Here is a 16,661-nt window from a genome sequence, read left to right on the forward strand (position 1 = left end):
GGTATGAATACGAACAACATACCCATTAACGCTCTGAAAGAGCAAAAGCGTAATAAATATGGCACAGTCACTGAGCAAAATCCACATAAGGATGAATGCTTTTGCCCTTCCAGGGCGCACTACTCAACATATACATACAATACCCAGGGTGTCGCTTTGCTTGCCCTGGGCTATGCGCTCATTGGGCTTTGCTATGCATTATTGGCTTCATCTCAGCAATTCAAGCATGCTTGATTGCATTCGTTTTGAACGGTCATTCAGCCCGTTTGAAACTAAATCCGAAACTTTAGTCAAAACTATCTGCAACAGGCGCAGACGCTCTGCGCCCCCAACACCCCTAAAATGCTGTTTCGAATCAAAAAAATGTAAAATTACTTGCATGAATAGCAAAGATATTATATCTTTGTAACAACCAATAAACAACTTTGACTTATGGATCAAACCAACTCTTACACACAACCAGAAATGCAATCGGCCCCCCTTGGCAACAACGCAGGCGGCCCCAATCCCATGATGCCCAAGCCCGACAACAATCTCGCGCTGGCCATCATCACCACCGTGTGCTGCTGCCTGCCGTTCGGCATTGTGGCCATCATCAAGGCCAGCTCCGTCAACTCGCTCTACATGGCGGGCAACTATACCGCGGCAATGGATGCGGCCGCCCAAGCCAAGCGATGGAGCCTCTGGGGCATAGGCATAGGCGCGGTCGTCTCCGCCATCTATTTCGTGTTTTACTTCGTCCTCGGCCTGGGTGTTGCCCTCTCGTAAGCGCATCGCCGTAGCCGTAGTGCTCGTGGCCCTTGTGGCGCTCTACGCCGTCGACCCCTCGTCGGCCTGGTGGGTGCCCAAGTGCCCGTTCAAGTTGCTCACGGGATGGAGCTGCCCCGCCTGTGGCATACAGCGCTTCGCCCACGCCCTCCTGCGTGGCCACATAGCCGAGGCCCTGCGCTTCAACTATTACCTCATCTACGCGCTGCCCTACGCCGCCCTCTTCGCCATCGAGTGGCTCATGCCGCCCTGCGCCGCGCGCGACCGTCTGGCAAGCGTCATAGAGAACCGTTACGCCGTGGGTTTCTACGTGGCCACCTTCCTCATCTGGCTCGTGGCGAGAAACCTGCTGGGCATTTAACCTCATACAACACCCTATCAAAACTATGGATTCTTACCAAGCCAACCAACTGCTCATGGTCTACGGCAGCAAACTGCCGCCGGCCTCCTTCCCCATGGTAAAAGAGCGTCTCGAACAACTCGACGATCCAATGGCCAACATGCTGCTTGCCCAGCTCAAAGACCCCACCATCTCACTGGTGCTCTCCATTCTCTTGGGTGGCTACGGCATCGACCGCATCTATATCGGCGAGGTGGGCCTCGGCATCCTCAAGCTCCTCACCTGCGGAGGGCTTGGCGTGTGGTGGCTCATCGACCTCTTCCTCATCATGGAGCGCACGCGCGAGAACAACCTCAACCAACTCATGAATTCCTCGCTGCCGTAGTGCGGGCGTGGACTCCAACAGCAGCCCATCCTACCTTATAATGCTTCATTCGAATGGTTTTGGCCTCCGCTGCGCTGCGAAGGTTTAGCCAAAGCGAAAGTAGTGGGTCATTGTGTCTGAGCATAAAATACGCAAGCGATGCATGCCGGAGGTTAAAAATAGGCAATGATATAGCTGTTGGCACATATAATTTATGAAATGTAGTCAGAAATAATAGCATTCTATAATACATTTAGGCCAACTGCGATGTTATTGCCTTAATTATTCATCGTGAAGCTGTTCCCATTGAAGCATTGCATTTTCTTGATTTGTAAGTTTTGGTTGTACGAAGCATTTTGTACTCAACCATTCCTTTACATGTTGTTCCATATAATCTAAGATTGAATCATTTTTACCTTTTCCTTCTATTTGAAGCATATTGCCATCTTCTATTTTATAACTAACGTTCCACCCATCACATATAATGTGAAAATGAGGTGGAGTATGGTCATTACTCCAAATTTTTAGTTCCCAAGTATTATAAGGAAATAAGCATCGACCTGTTTCTTTCTTGTTGATTCTTGCCATCTCGTTAATCATAGAACCAGTGGCATTCTGAGTAGACGGCATTTCTAAAGTAGCATTCAATGTTTTTTCTTTTATAAAGTCATTAATTGCAATAGTTACACTTTCTTTTATAATGTTCTTCAAATGAATCTTCTTCATAATAAACCATTTAAAATAAATATCAATTATATTGCAAACATAAATGAAAAATCTGATAAAAACAAATTCTGTGTGATATTTATCATCAGGGAAGCATTGGACAATATCAAAGTGACCAAGATGAAATAGGTGATGATTTTAAAGGAAATACCTTAATGACTATGGTTTCTTAGTTTACCTTTCGGGGTCAAACAGTAAGGAGACCGTTGCGGTTTGCTGTAGATTACAGTCGGATTACGATCTTCCCGACCGATGATTTCCTTTCAAAATTCCCGACAAACTACATCCCAATCTACACGGTTTTTCTTATCGTCCTCCGTTTCGCTCCCAAATACGCGATCCTTGGACAATTTTGCAACCTCCTCACGCTCAGGTGTTTATGAACTAAAGACTGCATTTCCCCTTTCTTATCCCACCTTTTGCCTTGCGAAACATGCCTAATCGAGGCTCAATACCTTACCTTTCGCAACACGATCCCTTAGCTTCCGAGCCTCGAAAGGTAAGGAATCGCAACTCGAAAGATGCCTAACGCCCCGCCCCTCGCTCCATTTTCTTCGTTCCGCCCCCGTCGTTCCGCCTTTCCGCACTCTATTTCGCGCGAAAAACCGACACAACTTTTGCACCAAATAATCCAACTTAGCTCTGCTCATTTGGCTTAACGAAAACGTTCCATTTCATGGCGAGAAAACGTGCCATGAAATGGAACAATAGCTTTCAACCCCCATCGGTCATTAGACCGAAATAGGAGCAATCGTGAGATGTTATTGTTTCTTACCAACTCTTGTCAGCGTTTCTTTCGGTATCTTGCTTCCATTCGCGTTTCGCCATAATCCCGTTATGGCGAAACGCAACTGTCGCAACCTGCTCGAAACAAACACTGACAAGCGTAGAAATCTAATGACGATTTGGGTTTAATGACGAAAGCTTCGCCCCGGCTATTTCTTATCCATCACGCGCCATACGTAGGCGATGTATGCCACGACGAAGGGCACGAGGAGCGACACGTAGAACATGGTGCGGAGGGTAAACTCGCTGCTGCAACTGTTGGCCAGCGTGAGCGAGCTCTGCAGGTCGGCGTTGGAGGGGTAGTAGGCGGTGGCGCCCAGGCCGGCCACGAGGAGGAGCGACAGCACCACGAGCACCACGCCGATGCCCACGGGCCAGATGCCACGGACGTAGTGGGGGAAGAGCAGCGAGCGTGCCACGCCATAGAGCAGCAGGGCCACGCCCACCACGGTGAGCACGAGCAGCAACGGCATAGACAAGTAGTTGTGGAGATATTTCATGGGTTCCATGACGATGGCGCCTGTCGTTGCGTCGACGGCGTACCCATCCTTCAGCAGCACCCAGCCAAAGAAGGCGAGGAAAAACACGAGGAAGAACAGAGTGGCGGCGACAAGCTGTTGGCGGGCGCGCAACCGGATGGTGGCATGGTCCACGTTGTTGATGATGTAGAGCGCTCCGAGCATGCGCGCCAGGAACAGCACCGCCACTCCGAGACAGAGGTTCCAGGGATCGAGCAGGGCGTCGAGACCCGCCGACCCATTGGCCCACCTACTGATGACGGGCGAGGCGAGCTCCGTGAGGTTCGCTTTCGCCACGACGAAGTTGCTGCCGTTGAAGAACGTGGCCACGGCACCGCCCAGCAGCGTTGGTCCCACAACACCGTTGAACACGAGGAAGCAGCGGAAGGTGCGGGCGCCCAGCAGGTTGCCCTTCTTCAGTTGGAACTCATAGCTCACGGCTTGCAGCACAAACGAGAACAGGATGATCATCCATAGCCAGTAGGCACCGCCGAAGCTGGTGCTGTAGAACAGTGGGAACGAGGCGAAGAAAGCGCCGCCGAAGGTAACGAGCGTGGTGAACGTGATCTCCCACTTGCGGCCCGTCGACTCGAGCACCAAGCGTTGCTCATCCTCCGTTTGTCCCAGGCGGAACACCAACGAGTTGGCGCCCTGCACGAAGAGCAGGAACACGAGCAGCGCCCCGAGCAACGACACGATGAACCACCAATATTGTTGTAAGAATTCGTAAGTCATAATGAGGAATGTGAGGGGTTAATGATGGGCGTTATAGTTTTTGATGACACGGCACAGGATGCTCACCTCCACCACCAACAGCAGGGTGAAGAGCGCCAGGAAGATGAAGAACGTGGTGGCCACGCTCCCGGCCGATAGGTTCGACACGGCGGCCACGGTGGGCAGCATGTCCTGTATGGCCCACGGCTGTCGGCCCAGTTCGGCCACGATCCATCCCGCCTCGCTCGCCACATAGGTGAGCGGCAGCATGGCCAACGCCGCCCAGTGGAGCCATCGGTAGGGCCGCGTAATGTCGTTGCGCCACGCCATGTGGCCGATGATGAGGAAGAAGAGCATGAGCAGCGTGCCCACACCCACCATGACACGGAAGGCGTAGAAATTGATGGGGATGTACGGCACCAGTTCGGCGCGGTCCTTGATGTATCCGTAGCCGAAGAACGGCATGTCGCGTTTCAGTTGCGCCTCAAGGGCGGGCAGGCGCGTGTCGTTGTCGTTGGCCGCCTTGATCTTGCGGTATTGCGCCAGGGCGGTGATGGCTTGCCGTCCTCGCATCATCTTCTCCTCGGCCGATGGTTCACGCTGTCCGTCGGGCCGTGTGTAGCCGTTGAGCAGGTCGTTCACCCCTGGCACAAAGCCGTTGGGCGTATGGGTGGCGAGCAGCGAGAGGCCCTTCGGGATGGCGATGCGCAGCGGCGCCTCACCGCCCTTGGCATAGTTGGGTTGCTCAAACGGGTTGACGGCGGCAACGGCCGTGAGCGACACCCCCTCGCCCCCGTCGTAGAGCGCTTCCATGGCCGCCAGTTTCATGGGTTGCTTCTCGGCCACCTGCACCGCCGAGAAATCGCCCGTCATCATGGTGATCAGGGCGGCCGCGATGCCCACGATGCTGGCAATCTTGATGCTCTGACGCGCCATCTCCTGCTCGCGGCGATGCAGCAGGTACCAGCAACTCACGGCGCACACAAACACGGCGCCCACCACCCACGTGGAGCTCACGGTGTGGCAAAACTTATGGATGGCGAAGGGCGAGAGCGCCACCTCGGCGAAGCTCGTCATCTCATTGCGCACGGTGTTGGGGTTGAATGTGCATCCCACGGGGTTCTGCATCCATGCGTTGGCCACGAGAATCCACCATGCCGAGATGGTGGCGCCAAGGCCGGTGAGCCACGTGGCGGCGAGGTGGAAGCCGCGCGACACCTTCTGCCAGCCGAAGAACATCACGGCCACGAAGGTGCTCTCCATGAAGAACGCCACGATGCCCTCGATGGCGAGTGGCGCGCCGAATATGTCGCCCACAAACCACGAGTAGTTGCTCCAGTTGGTGCCAAACTCAAACTCGAGGATGAGGCCGGTGGCCACGCCGATGGCGAAGTTCACGCCAAACAGTCGTTGCCAGAAGATGGCGGTGTCTTTCCAGAAGGGCTTGCCCGTGCGGTAGTAGCACGTTTCCATAATGCCCATGATGAGGGCGAGGCCCAGCGTGAGCGGCACAAACAGCCAGTGGTAGATGGCGGTGAGCGCAAACTGCGCACGCGACCAATCGATGAGCGTGGGGTCAATGGTCATGAGGTGTGTCATTAGCGTATTGGTTTTTTAAGTATGGTAGTTGATGGGTGTGCGTCTCAGCGCGAGATGAGTTGTCCCGCCACATACGACGCCTTGTCTTTTCCCGCCCTTTGCTGCAACACGTCGGGGAAGAAAAATAGTTTCAGCACAAAGAATATCACAAACAGTTTGATGAGGATCACCAGCCACAGCACCCTTCCGATTGTCATGCTGCGGAAGCCATCCACATAAAAGCGGTAGACCTTATATAATAGGTTGTTTGTCATTCTTAGGCGTGTTAGGTGATCAATAGGATAATCAACCGCAAATATACAGCACAAAATGCAACCGCACAAGTGTTTTCGCCATTTTTTTTCTTTTTCCCACCTTCAAACGGCCATTGCGCACCGTTCGGCGATGGGTTGCCGCTCGCCGCTATAACCGCTGGGCCAACCGGCGGAGGGTGGCGGTAAGATTGGCGCGCGCCACATCGGGCCTTAGACTCTCGGCAAGCGGTTGGCCGGGCGGATTGATGCCCACCACTTGCGCGAACCCGGCGGATCGCAGGTCGTCGGCGTCGGCCACATGGCCCGCCACGAGCCATACCGGCACGCCCTGTTGGCGACAGGCGTGGAGCACCCGTTGCGGAAACTTGCCCATGAGCGTCTGGCGGTCGGCGCAGCCCTCGCCCGTCACCACCACAGTGGCGCCACGCAGCATCTCGTCGAAATGGGCCAACCGGAACAGCAGGTCGGCCCCCATCTGCGCCTTGGCGCCCAGACACTGCATGAAGGCGTAGCCCAGTCCACCGGCGGCTCCCGCCCCGGGAAGGGTGGAGCAGTCGTGCCCATAATGGCGGGCGGCGATCTGCGCAAAGCGCCGGGCGCGCTCGTCGAGCTGCCTTACCATGGCGGGCGTGGCCCCTTTCTGCGGACCAAACACGGCGGCGGCGCCCTGCGGCCCACAGAGCGGGTTGGTCACGTCGCAGGCCAATGTGAACGAGCAGTGGGCCAACGGGCCACTCAGCGCATCGTCGAGCGTGCCCTGCGGCGCCAACCGGTCCACCAAGGCGCGCAACATGCCCAGTCCGGCGTCGCTCGTCGCACTGCCGCCCAGTCCCACTACAAAGCGGTGGCATCCTTGTCCCACGGCCTCGGCCAGCAGTTCGCCCACGCCATACGAGGTGGCGCGCAGCGGATTGCGCTCGTCGGGTGCGAGGCGCGCCAAGCCGCATGCCTCGGCCACCTCCACCACGGCCGTGCCGTCGGGCATGAGGCCGTAGGTGGCGTCGATGGGGCGCATCAGCGCATCGTGGGCGCGCGCCGTCAGCAGGCGGCCCTTGGTGGCGGCCACAAACGCGCCGACCATGCCCTCGCCCCCATCGGACGCAGGCATGGTCAGCACAATGGCTCCGGGCAAAGCCTCGGCAATGCCCTGAGCGGCGGCTGCCTCAGCCTCGGCGGAGGAGAGGCAGCCCTTCAACGAGTCGATGGCCAAAACCACTTTCTTCGGTTCGGTTGTAGCCATAGGTCTTATTCCCCAAAGGGGCGAATTTAGTTCTTCTTTTTCAGCACATACAGCGGTGCCATATCGCTCTCAGGCTCGTTGCCCAGCGAGTCGGTCATGATAACGCTCTGCGCATCCTTCACCTTATAGAACGTGTGCTCGCCGCTTGAGGGGCGCACCAGCATCAGCACCTTGCCGTCGAGCACCTCAAACACGCCGCTGGCCTCGTCGTGGCCGTCCTTGCGGTCAATATAGTCTTGCTTCAGCTCGTAGGTGCTGTCGGTGTTGAGGGTGAGCACAGTCTTGATGCCCGGGCAGTCGGCGGCGGGCAGGGTGCCCTCGTAGGTTCCGGCCACCACGGCGAGGTCTAACGATGGGGTGGCGGTGCTGTCCACCACGCTTGTTGTGTCTTGTGCAGCGGCGTTCTCTGCGGTCTTCTTGCCTGTGCAAGCCGCTGTGAGGGCCATCACGGCGACGGCCATCATCATCATTGTTTTCTTCATAGCTCTCATTTTTAATGCTTACTTTTCATGTCATCTGTGCGACACGCAGGTCGCAGCAATAGGTTGCAAAGATAGCTCAAATGAGGGTTAACGCAAAACAAAACCTGCTATTTTTTGCAGAATTTATGAGAAACATGATGCTCGAAAAGCAAAAAAGCCGTAACTTTGGACACAATTTAGCTACACTATTTCAATTAGCCTACCTGAAACCACCATTCTCCTCTTAAATAAGATGCGTGGCCGGCACGTTGCGCTGGGGCTTTACCGCCCACGCCGTAGCCGACAAGAATCCGGAGGACACAACGACTATAAACCATATAAAATGAAAAAAGCCTTATTATTATCTGTCTGCCTGGTCGCCGCACTTGGCGCAAGGGCTCAGGTCTTCCCTGTGGTAGATGAGAATCTGTACCGCGGATACGACCCCACCTTCCGTCCCGACAGCAGACTGATGCAGCACCATTCGGCTTCGACGAAGCGGAAGGGTCAAGCCAAGGCGGCCACAACGCTGCCCGACCATGTGAACAACGCTACCGCCATGTGGTTCCCACCCACATTCAACCAGGTGGGCAACTCGTGTGGCGCCTCATCGCGCATCGGCTACATGCTCACCTATGAGTGGAACGCGTTCCATCTTACAAACGCCTCGCTCCTGGAAAACAGCATGCCCGCCCATTTCCAATACCCATTCTCTTACGACGGTCTGTCGAAAGACCAGATGGCCATCTACGTGGGCTATCCCGACGGTGCCCACTATGGCGGCGTCGACGTGAGCAGCATCTATGGCGCTTACGAGGTGGAGGCCAACGACGCCGGATGGATGCAAGGCTACGACAACTGGTACAACGCCATGTTGCACCGCATCACCGGAACATCCAACTTCCCCCAGAGCTCACACACCGCCGAGGGTGCCGAGGCCATCAAGTGGTGGCTCTTCAACCACAATGGCGACACCACGTGGCCTGAGGTGGAGGACGAGAACGGACGCCACATCGTGGGCGGCATCTGCGGCTTGGGCTGCGGAATGGGTGCCAGCGCCACGGCTCCCATCGGCTCTACCGAGGCCAACGATGCGTTGGGCGTGGTGGGCAAGGCTTACCTGTACCATTGGAACACCAACCATGTGGACCACGCCGTGACCCTCGTGGGTTACGACGACCGCATCGAGTTTGACCTCGACGCCAATGGCGTGTATGGCGAGGCTGAGAACCAGCTCGGACAAAACGAGAAGGGCGCATGGATCGTGGCCAACTCGTGGGGTGCCGGCTGGGGCAACAACGGCCTCTTCTATGTGCCTTACGCCATGGCAGGAGGTGTGAGCCAGGAGGTGAAGACCAAGGAGGGCAAGACCGCCTATAAGGACAAGGCCAATGGCTGGTGGCCCGAGGTCTACTACCTGCGACAGAACTACAAGCTCACACGCACCATGAAGGTCACCATGCAGTTTAGCAAGCGCTCGGAGATCAGCGTGGTGGCTGGTGCCGCCCAAGACACCTCGGCTACCAAGCCCGAGAAGGAGTTTGTGTTCCGCTATATCAACTATACCGGCGACGGCGACAACAATGGTGTCGACGCCGAGACACCGTTGCTGGGCCGTTGGGCCGACCGCAAGATGCACGAGGAGCCCATGGAGTTTGGTATCGACCTCACCGACCTCAGCGAGGGCCTCGACCTCTCGCGCCCGGTGAAGTATTTCCTCACCATCAACTCTAAGAAGTCGGCCACGGGAACGGGTAAGATCTGTGCCGCCAGCGTCATGGAGTATCTCTACGATGCCTTCGGAACGGAGACTCCGTTCAACATCAAGGATGTGCAGATCAAGAACCGCGGCGCCTCTACCGTCGTCAGCGTGGTAGTGGGTGGCGAGGCCATCAACCCGCCCGCAAACCTCACCAAGACTGGCAACACCCTCTCATGGGACAAGCCGCAGGGTACGGGCTATCAGCCCACCACGTATGTGGTTTACCTCAACGGCAAGGAGATTGCACGCACCGCCGAGACGAGCTATGAGGCTACCGAAGAGGGTGCCTATACCGTGAAGGCGCTTTACAACATCGCCGGCACCGAGCACATCTCTGCCGCCAGCAACACCGTGGCCTCTGCGCAGACGGCCGAGACGGCTTACGACAATGTGGCGCAGACCTTCACCAATGGTGGATTCCGCATCCCCAATGTCACCAGCAGCAGTCATGGACAGCTGACCCTCGAGTTCTGGATCAAGCCCACACAGGTGAAAGACTGGAACCAGCAGATTGGTGGCCCGTGGGGTACCTTCCTGCTCCATGCCAACAGCGATGGCACCATGTACTACGGTTGGAACACCGCCAACCGCCGCCAGACCGATCCTATCTTGCGCGTGGGCAAATGGACCCACATCGCCCTGGTGGTCAACAAGAACAAGGCTACGCTCTATGCCAACGGCGCAAGCCAGGGCGTGCTCACCACCACTTCGTTCTCCGGATTCCCCGCCTTCAGCGACGGATTGCTCATGGGCTACGATGTCAACTCAAGCAACGCCCTCTATGGCACCATCGATGAGGTGCGTGTGTGGGATGTGGCCAAGACCGGCAAACAGGTCAGGGAGAGCTACGACCGTCCTATCGCGTCGCCCGCCACAGCCAAGAACCTCTTGGCTTACCTCAAGATGAACACCATCACTGAGGGTGGCGTAACGAAGCTCGAGGATTGCGCCCATGGCAACCATGCCATCTTTATCAATAACAACCACAGGGCCGCTACCGTGGAGAGCAACGCCACCATCAAGCATCACGACAACCTTGCCGCCGCCATCGGTGGATCCGACAAGGCGCTGATGGGCGAGGGCACACGCTTCGCCGTGGAGGGTGGCGTGGATGCTGGCGCGTTCGAGTGGACCGCCACCAATGCCACACCGGCCACCAGTATGGCTTCTGAGCCTACGTTCACGTTCAACAAGGCTGGCGAGCAAACCGTAACGCTGAAGCTCACCTCGCTCGACGGTGTGTCTACCACGGTTACGAAGACTATCACCGTAAGCGAACTGGCTGCCACGGCCGACTTTGACATGACCAACCCGCAGCCGCGATGCGGCGAGCGCACCTCGTTCCTGCCTAAGAACATGGCGCCGGGTTGCACCTACCAGTGGAGCATGCCGGGTGCCGAGGTCGCTACGGCCACCACGAAGAACGCTTCGGCAGTCTACACCACCACAGGTGGCCACGACGTGACGCTGACCGTCATCATGCCCGATGGCAACAAGCTCACCAAGACTGCTGTGGTGGAGGTCATGGCCTCTAAGCCTGAGATCGCCTACACCGTCGATTCTATCTCGCACGTCATCCTCAAGGGCAGCACCGCCACCTTCACCGACGCCTCTAAGTATGAGCCTACCAGTTGGAAGTGGCGCCTCATGAGCACCAACGCCATCTTGACCTCACAGGGTCGTGAGGTGAGCTTCACGCCTGCCAAGGCGGGTGCCTACACCTTGAATTATAAGGTGAGCAACGAGGAGGGCAAGGCCGAACTTACTGAGGCACGCGCACTCGTGGTGTGCAACGCTGAGTCGGGCAATGGCTTGAACTTCACCACCAACGCCACGCCGAAGACCGTGACAACCGACAAGATCGGTACCATCGGTAAGACGTGGACCATCGACTTCTGGATGAATCCCGCTACGTTCGCAAGCGCTTGCAACGGCATCTATGGCTTGGACGATGAGGGCGCTGAGGCCTTCAACATCACCACCAACGGACAGGGCGCCGCCATCTTCCGCATCGGAAGCCACAGTGCACAGAGCTCGGCCGGTTACTTCGTAGCTGGCGAATGGCACCACTACGCCATCACCCGCAACGCAGGCACGCTCTGCTACTATCGCGACGGTGTGTTGGTGGACAGAATCACTGAGAAGACACAGGACTATAACAACTGGACCAAGCTGCAGTTGGGTGGCAGCGTGCAGATGAATGGTTGCGTGGATGAGTTGCGCGTCTGGAACAAGGCGCTGACCCTTGCCAACGTTCAGCGCTATGCTGTGGCTCCCATTGCCGAGGCCAACATGAAGAGCGCCTTGAACAGCGGTCTGCAGGTTTACTACAACTTCAACCAGCACGATGGCATCGACATCGCCGACCAGTCGGGACGTGGCGTAACGGCCCACCGCAGCAACTTCGGCCCTGGTGGCGACGCCTGGACGCCCAGTAAGGGTGTGTTCGCCCTCGACTTTGGAGCTCCTGCCGCTGAGGATGTGAGCGAGTGTGGCAACGCACTCAACAAGACCAACTACCGTGTGGTGAGCGTCAGCGACGAGGAGGTCAACGCCGAGTTCAGTCCGGCTGAGCAGGCCCTCGACGCCAACGCCAACTCGTTCTGGCACACTGCCTACAGCTCGGGTGAGGCCGCTTACGGCCACTCGATCACCATCGACAAACAGACCAACGATGTGGTGAACGGCATGAAGCTCTACTTCTCACGCGAGAGCAGATACCGTGCCGCGGGTGTCAAGATCGAGCAGAGCGCCGACAACGAAGAGTGGGAGGTGCTCGATGAGGATCACGCCTTCTTCGACATGAGCCATCCGGCCATCGTCTTCGATACGCCGTGCACCAAGCGCTTCATGCGCATCACCTTCCTCAGAGGTGCCACGGGTGGCAACCTGTTGGCGCTCAACAACATCGATTTCTATGGCACGAAGGAGCAGATGCCTGAGATGAAGGCCGTGGCACTGGGCTTCGAGAGCGTCAGCGACGAGGAGACGCGCAGCGAGAGCGCACCGGGCCGCTATGCTGTCGATGGCAACGAGAACACCTTCTGGCACTCAAGGTATTCGGGTGGCAACGTGGCTTATCCCCACAGCATCACGCTGAGCAACAACACGGGTGCCCGCATCGACGCCATCACGCTCATGCAGCGCTCCATGAACGCCAACTCGCAGAAGTACGACGCTGCCTGCATGGAGGTCTACGCCGGCGACGACAAGAACCACATGGATAGCATCGCCACCGTGCGCCTGCCCTTCTACGTGGAGAGCACCTTGCTGTTGCCTGTGTCTATCGACAAGAAATATTTCACGCTGAAGTTCACACGCTCACAGGCTGGCAGCTCACCCTGGTTGGCCATCCGCGAGATCAAGGCTTACCAGATCAACGGCACCACCGATGGCATTCAGAACATCGAGATGGGTCAGGGAGCCGAGAGCTCAGCCTACATCTACGACCTCACCGGCCGTTGCATGGGAACCAACGCCAAGGCGCTGCCCGCAGGCATCTATATCAAGGGCGGTAAGAAGTATGTTGTGAAATAATCCTCTGTAAGGAAATCCTTAGTAAGATAATCCTTAAATCGGTCATTAGATGAAACCCGCGTGTTTCCATCTAATGGCCGATTTTCGTTTTATGACTTTCCGAAATGAAACATAGATGGAGTGGGGCGTTTTTGCTCATCAGCCCGTATGGCCATCGCCGTAGGCGGCGGGCACCCGAACGAACGGATAACACACGACCATCCAACATCATAAAACCGCTGTGGTGATACGAAGGATGGCGAGTAGACATGCGGCGTTTGAGGGAATCGGGGGGCAACCAAAGGATTGTATGGATATTTGGTTAAAAAGTTGTGCGGGAAAATCAGACGAACTATAGCACTAAAAGAGGATATTTGACCCTTTGAAAGAACAAAAACGGCGAGTGGATTTGCGGAAAGGCATCTATCGAGTTGCGAAAGCTTAGCTTTCGAGGAACCAAAGGCCGTGTTTCGCAGTGCGAAAGCTAAGCTATCGCAACTCGATTAGGCATGTTTCGTAACGGAAATAGGATCGGATGGAAGCCGTCAAAACGTCAATACACGGTAAGTGTTTGATAATAAGTAGATTACAAAAACGCACAAGAATGGCGTATTTGGAGACGGATGAGAGGTCGAACGAAAAAACAGTGTAGATTGATGTATAGTTTGTTAGGATAAATGATCGCAGGATAAACGACGCCTGTTGGTCATTGGGCTTCACATATCATTACCTCCCGTTGGCCGGTGGGGCTTCGCAGTGCTTTTTTTTAGAACACGAATCTCACGAATCTTACGAATGACGACTGAGAGGAAACACCGTCGGTGTTTATTATCTCACGAATGACAACTGAGAGGAAATACCATCATTGTATAATAGGATATGCATTACCTTCCTTCGGTCGGTGGGTCTACGCACGTCATTCGGGAGATTCCAAACGCCAGAGGCGTTTCTTATATCTGCATTCGATAGATTCGTGAGATTCGTGTTCTTTAAAAATAGCGAGCGTGTGCATCGGCCAGTGGTGCTTCGTACGTCATTACCTCCCGTTGGTCGGTGGGGGCTTCGCCGAGTCTCGTGTTCTTTAAGAATATGCGAGTGTTTGCGTTGCTTGGTGTGGTTTTATAATCGCTGAACGATTATTTTCGCGAATCCTTGTCCGTTTCGCTATTTATTTATACTTTTACGACCAATTACCGCAATGCGGGGACGGGCGCCCACCATGCCACATCCCCACCGCCTAAACCTACAAACCATGAAGCATCGTATCGCAACGCTATGGATAGCCCTCGCCGGCACCCTGGTCGGCTACGGCCAGCCAGTCCAATCATCCCGGCTCGCCCAACCCGTCCAACCCGTCCAATCATCCTGGGCCGCCCAACCTGAGCCATCCTCCCTCACCCAATACGTCAACCCACGCATCGGCACTGGCGGCCACGGCCACGTGTTCCTCGGTGCCAACGTGCCCTTCGGCTACGTGCAGCTCGGCCCCACCGAGCCCACACGAGGCTGGGACTGGTGCTCCGGCTACCACGCCTCCGACTCCGTCCTCATCGGCTTCGGCCACCAGCACCTCAGCGGCACCGGTATCGGCGACCTCGGCGACATCGCCTTCCTGCCCGTGGCCAACGCCCGGCAGCGCACCGCCCTCTTCCACCACGCCAACGAGACCGTGCGCCCCGGCTACTACGCCGTGAAGCTCCAGCAGCCCAACGTGTGGGTGGAGCTCACCGCCACGCAGCGCGCCGGCTTCCACCGTTACACCTTCGGCGCAGACACCCACCGCGCCATGCTCCTGCTCGATCTCGCACAGGGCATCGGGTGGGACAAGGCCACCCACTACGGTGTGGAGCGCGTCACCGCCACCTCGCTCGCCGGCCACCGCTTCTCCAAGGGATGGGCCAACAATCAGAAGGTGTTCTTCGCCGCCGAGTTCTCGCAGCCCGTCACTGTTGAGCCGATGGACAGCGGCCGATGGCTCATCACCGCCTCCGATGTGTCGCAGCCGCTCCTGGTGAAGGTCGGCCTGTCGGCCGTCAGCGTCGACAACGCCGAGGCCAACCGCAAGGCCGAGCTGCCCGGATGGGACTTCCGCAACCAGGTGGCCCTCGCCGACAAGGCGTGGAACGAGGCGCTGGCCAGGGTCACCATCAAGACCTCCAACCTCACGCAGCGACGCATCTTCTACACCGCCCTCTACCACACCATGACGGCGCCCTCGGTCTTCTCCGATGTCAATGGCTACTACCATGGCGCCGATGGCGAGGTGCACCACGGCTCCTTCACCAACTACACCACGCTCTCGCTCTGGGACACCTACCGCGCCGCCCATCCGCTCATGACGCTCATCCACACCGACCGCCTGCCCGACATGGCCGAGACCTTCATCCATATCTACCGCGAGCAGGGCAAGCTGCCCGTGTGGCACCTCATGGGCTGCGAAACCAACTGCATGGTGGGCAACCCCGCCATTCCCGTCCTCGCCGACATGGTGCTCAAGGGCCATGTGGCCGACCGCGAGGGCGCCTACGAGGCCATGAGGCAGTCGGCGCTGGCCGATGAGCGCGGCCTCGACCTGCTCAAGCAGTATGGCTACCTGCCCTGCGACAAGGAGGAGAGCCGCGAGACGGTGGCCAAGGGCCTGGAGTATGCCTTGGCCGACTGGTGTGTGGCGAAGGTGGCGCGCCTCTTGGGCAAGAAGGCCGACGCACGCCACTTCGCGCAGCGCGCCCTGGCCTACCGCAAGTATTTCGACCCGCACACCACCTTCATGCGCGGCGTCGACAGCAAGGGGCAGTTCCGCGTGCCGTTCAATCCCTTCTCGGCCGACCACCGCATGGACGACTACACCGAGGGCAACGCGTGGCAGTACACCTGGCTCGTGCCCCACGATGTGCACGGACTGGTGAAGCTCTTCGGCGGCGAGCGCGCCTTCACCACGAAGCTCGACTCGCTCTTCGTCGTCACGGGCGACCTCGGGGCCAACGCCTCGCCCGACATCACCGGCCTCATCGGGCAGTATGCCCACGGCAACGAGCCCAGCCACCATGTGCTATACCTATATAATTATGTGGGGCAGCCGTGGAAGGGCGCCCGCCTGCTGCGCCAGACCATGACGGAGCTTTATCGCGACGACCCCGACGGCCTCTGTGGCAACGAGGACGTGGGGCAGATGTCGGCATGGTACATCCTCTCGGCCATGGGCATCTACCAGGTGGAGCCGGCGGGCGGACGCTACATCATCGGGTCGCCGCTCTTCGACGAGGCCACGCTAAAGCTCCCCCACGGCAAGAGCTTCTCCATAAGGACCCTCAACAACAGCGCTGAGAACATCTATGTGCAGGGTGCCAAGCTCAATGGCCGCCGCTACACCAAGTCGTACCTACTCTACGACGACATCATGCGCGGCGGCGTGCTCGAACTGCAAATGGGCAGCCAACCCTCCAACTGGGGCACCCGTCCCGCCGATCGCCCCTAACCGCTCGCCCAAAGCGCAATAAAGGCAAACGAAGCGGACTGAAAGCCAACAAGCGCTTGCCCTGAGATACCACCGATAATGCACGGGCTGAAAGCCCAACAAGCGCATAGCCCAGGGCAAGCGAAGCGACACCCTGGG

At 57.3% G+C, this 16,661-nt stretch carries 12 protein-coding genes; 6 read left to right on the forward strand and 6 right to left on the reverse strand.

The window, feature by feature from the left end; all coding sequences use genetic code 11:
• The 4 genes from KM934_RS10780 to KM934_RS10795 all read left to right on the forward strand — a co-directional run.
• Positions 1–234: hypothetical protein (locus KM934_RS10780; protein ID WP_215760615.1), on the forward strand; the 234-nt coding region annotated here is incomplete at its 5' end.
• A 198-nt stretch (positions 235–432) separates the two neighbouring features.
• The gene (locus KM934_RS10785; protein WP_215760616.1) at positions 433–768 is read left to right on the forward strand and encodes a CD225/dispanin family protein; all 336 of its coding nucleotides are present in this window, start codon (positions 433–435) and stop codon (positions 766–768) included.
• Positions 752–1,129 (forward strand): DUF2752 domain-containing protein, encoded by a 378-nt coding sequence (locus KM934_RS10790; protein ID WP_317192669.1) that lies wholly within the window; start codon positions 752–754, stop codon positions 1,127–1,129. The genes KM934_RS10785 and KM934_RS10790 overlap by 17 nt, the downstream gene beginning before the upstream one ends.
• 25 nt (positions 1,130–1,154) lie before the next feature.
• On the forward strand, positions 1,155–1,493 hold the full coding sequence (locus KM934_RS10795) for a TM2 domain-containing protein (RefSeq protein ID WP_215760617.1): 339 nt from the start codon (positions 1,155–1,157) through the stop codon (positions 1,491–1,493).
• Positions 1,494–1,754: 261 nt separating this feature from the next.
• On the opposite strand, the gene KM934_RS10800 is transcribed toward KM934_RS10795, so the two are convergent.
• From KM934_RS10800 to KM934_RS10825, 6 genes are all read right to left on the reverse strand, one after another.
• Positions 1,755–2,198 carry a DUF4160 domain-containing protein gene (locus tag KM934_RS10800; RefSeq protein WP_215760618.1) on the reverse strand — a complete coding sequence of 148 codons (444 nt, stop codon included), beginning with the start codon at positions 2,196–2,198 and terminating at the stop codon, positions 1,755–1,757.
• Positions 2,199–3,133: 935 nt separating this feature from the next.
• Positions 3,134–4,237 (reverse strand): cytochrome d ubiquinol oxidase subunit II, encoded by a 1,104-nt coding sequence (locus KM934_RS10805; protein WP_215760619.1) that lies wholly within the window; start codon positions 4,235–4,237, stop codon positions 3,134–3,136.
• A gap of 18 nt (positions 4,238–4,255) precedes the next feature.
• Positions 4,256–5,815 carry a cytochrome ubiquinol oxidase subunit I gene (locus KM934_RS10810; RefSeq protein ID WP_215760620.1) on the reverse strand — a complete coding sequence of 520 codons (1,560 nt, stop codon included), beginning with the start codon at positions 5,813–5,815 and terminating at the stop codon, positions 4,256–4,258.
• 44 nt (positions 5,816–5,859) lie between these two features.
• Positions 5,860–6,069 carry a DUF4492 domain-containing protein gene (locus KM934_RS10815; RefSeq protein WP_215760621.1) on the reverse strand — a complete coding sequence of 70 codons (210 nt, stop codon included), beginning with the start codon at positions 6,067–6,069 and terminating at the stop codon, positions 5,860–5,862.
• 148 nt (positions 6,070–6,217) lie between these two features.
• Positions 6,218–7,309, reverse strand: a complete 1,092-nt coding sequence (locus KM934_RS10820; protein WP_215760622.1) for a glycerate kinase family protein — start codon at positions 7,307–7,309, stop codon at positions 6,218–6,220.
• A 26-nt stretch (positions 7,310–7,335) separates the two neighbouring features.
• Positions 7,336–7,791: a copper resistance protein NlpE gene (locus KM934_RS10825; RefSeq protein ID WP_215760623.1), complete on the reverse strand. Its 456-nt coding sequence runs from the start codon at positions 7,789–7,791 to the stop codon at positions 7,336–7,338.
• A gap of 322 nt (positions 7,792–8,113) precedes the next feature.
• On the opposite strand from KM934_RS10825, the gene KM934_RS10830 reads away from it, so the two are divergent.
• Together KM934_RS10830 and KM934_RS10835 are read left to right on the forward strand one after the other, a co-directional pair.
• The gene (locus KM934_RS10830) at positions 8,114–13,069 is read left to right on the forward strand and encodes a LamG-like jellyroll fold domain-containing protein (RefSeq protein ID WP_215760624.1); all 4,956 of its coding nucleotides are present in this window, start codon (positions 8,114–8,116) and stop codon (positions 13,067–13,069) included.
• A gap of 1,231 nt (positions 13,070–14,300) precedes the next feature.
• Positions 14,301–16,523, forward strand: coding sequence for a GH92 family glycosyl hydrolase (locus tag KM934_RS10835; RefSeq protein ID WP_215760625.1), 2,223 nt, complete (start codon positions 14,301–14,303; stop codon positions 16,521–16,523).
• The last annotated feature ends 138 nt before the right edge of the window (positions 16,524–16,661 follow it).

The sequence above is a fragment of the Hallella faecis genome, from assembly GCF_018789675.1.
GTDB lineage: Bacteria > Bacteroidota > Bacteroidia > Bacteroidales > Bacteroidaceae > Prevotella > Prevotella faecis.

Excerpts from the sequence above, each read along its gene's own strand:
- KM934_RS10835 (WP_215760625.1), top strand. The coding sequence starts at position 14,301 with ATGAAGCATCGTATCGCAACGCTATGGATAGCCCTCGCCGGCACCCTG.
- KM934_RS10825 (WP_215760623.1), bottom strand. The coding sequence starts at position 7,791 with ATGAAGAAAACAATGATGATGATGGCCGTCGCCGTGATGGCCCTCACA.
- KM934_RS10785 (WP_215760616.1), top strand. The coding sequence starts at position 433 with ATGGATCAAACCAACTCTTACACACAACCAGAAATGCAATCGGCCCCC.
- KM934_RS10830 (WP_215760624.1), top strand. The coding sequence starts at position 8,114 with ATGAAAAAAGCCTTATTATTATCTGTCTGCCTGGTCGCCGCACTTGGC.
- KM934_RS10810 (WP_215760620.1), bottom strand. The coding sequence starts at position 5,815 with ATGACACACCTCATGACCATTGACCCCACGCTCATCGATTGGTCGCGT.
- KM934_RS10820 (WP_215760622.1), bottom strand. The coding sequence starts at position 7,309 with ATGGCTACAACCGAACCGAAGAAAGTGGTTTTGGCCATCGACTCGTTG.
- KM934_RS10795 (WP_215760617.1), top strand. The coding sequence starts at position 1,155 with ATGGATTCTTACCAAGCCAACCAACTGCTCATGGTCTACGGCAGCAAA.
- KM934_RS10805 (WP_215760619.1), bottom strand. The coding sequence starts at position 4,237 with ATGACTTACGAATTCTTACAACAATATTGGTGGTTCATCGTGTCGTTG.
- KM934_RS10800 (WP_215760618.1), bottom strand. The coding sequence starts at position 2,198 with ATGAAGAAGATTCATTTGAAGAACATTATAAAAGAAAGTGTAACTATT.
- KM934_RS10815 (WP_215760621.1), bottom strand. The coding sequence starts at position 6,069 with ATGACAAACAACCTATTATATAAGGTCTACCGCTTTTATGTGGATGGC.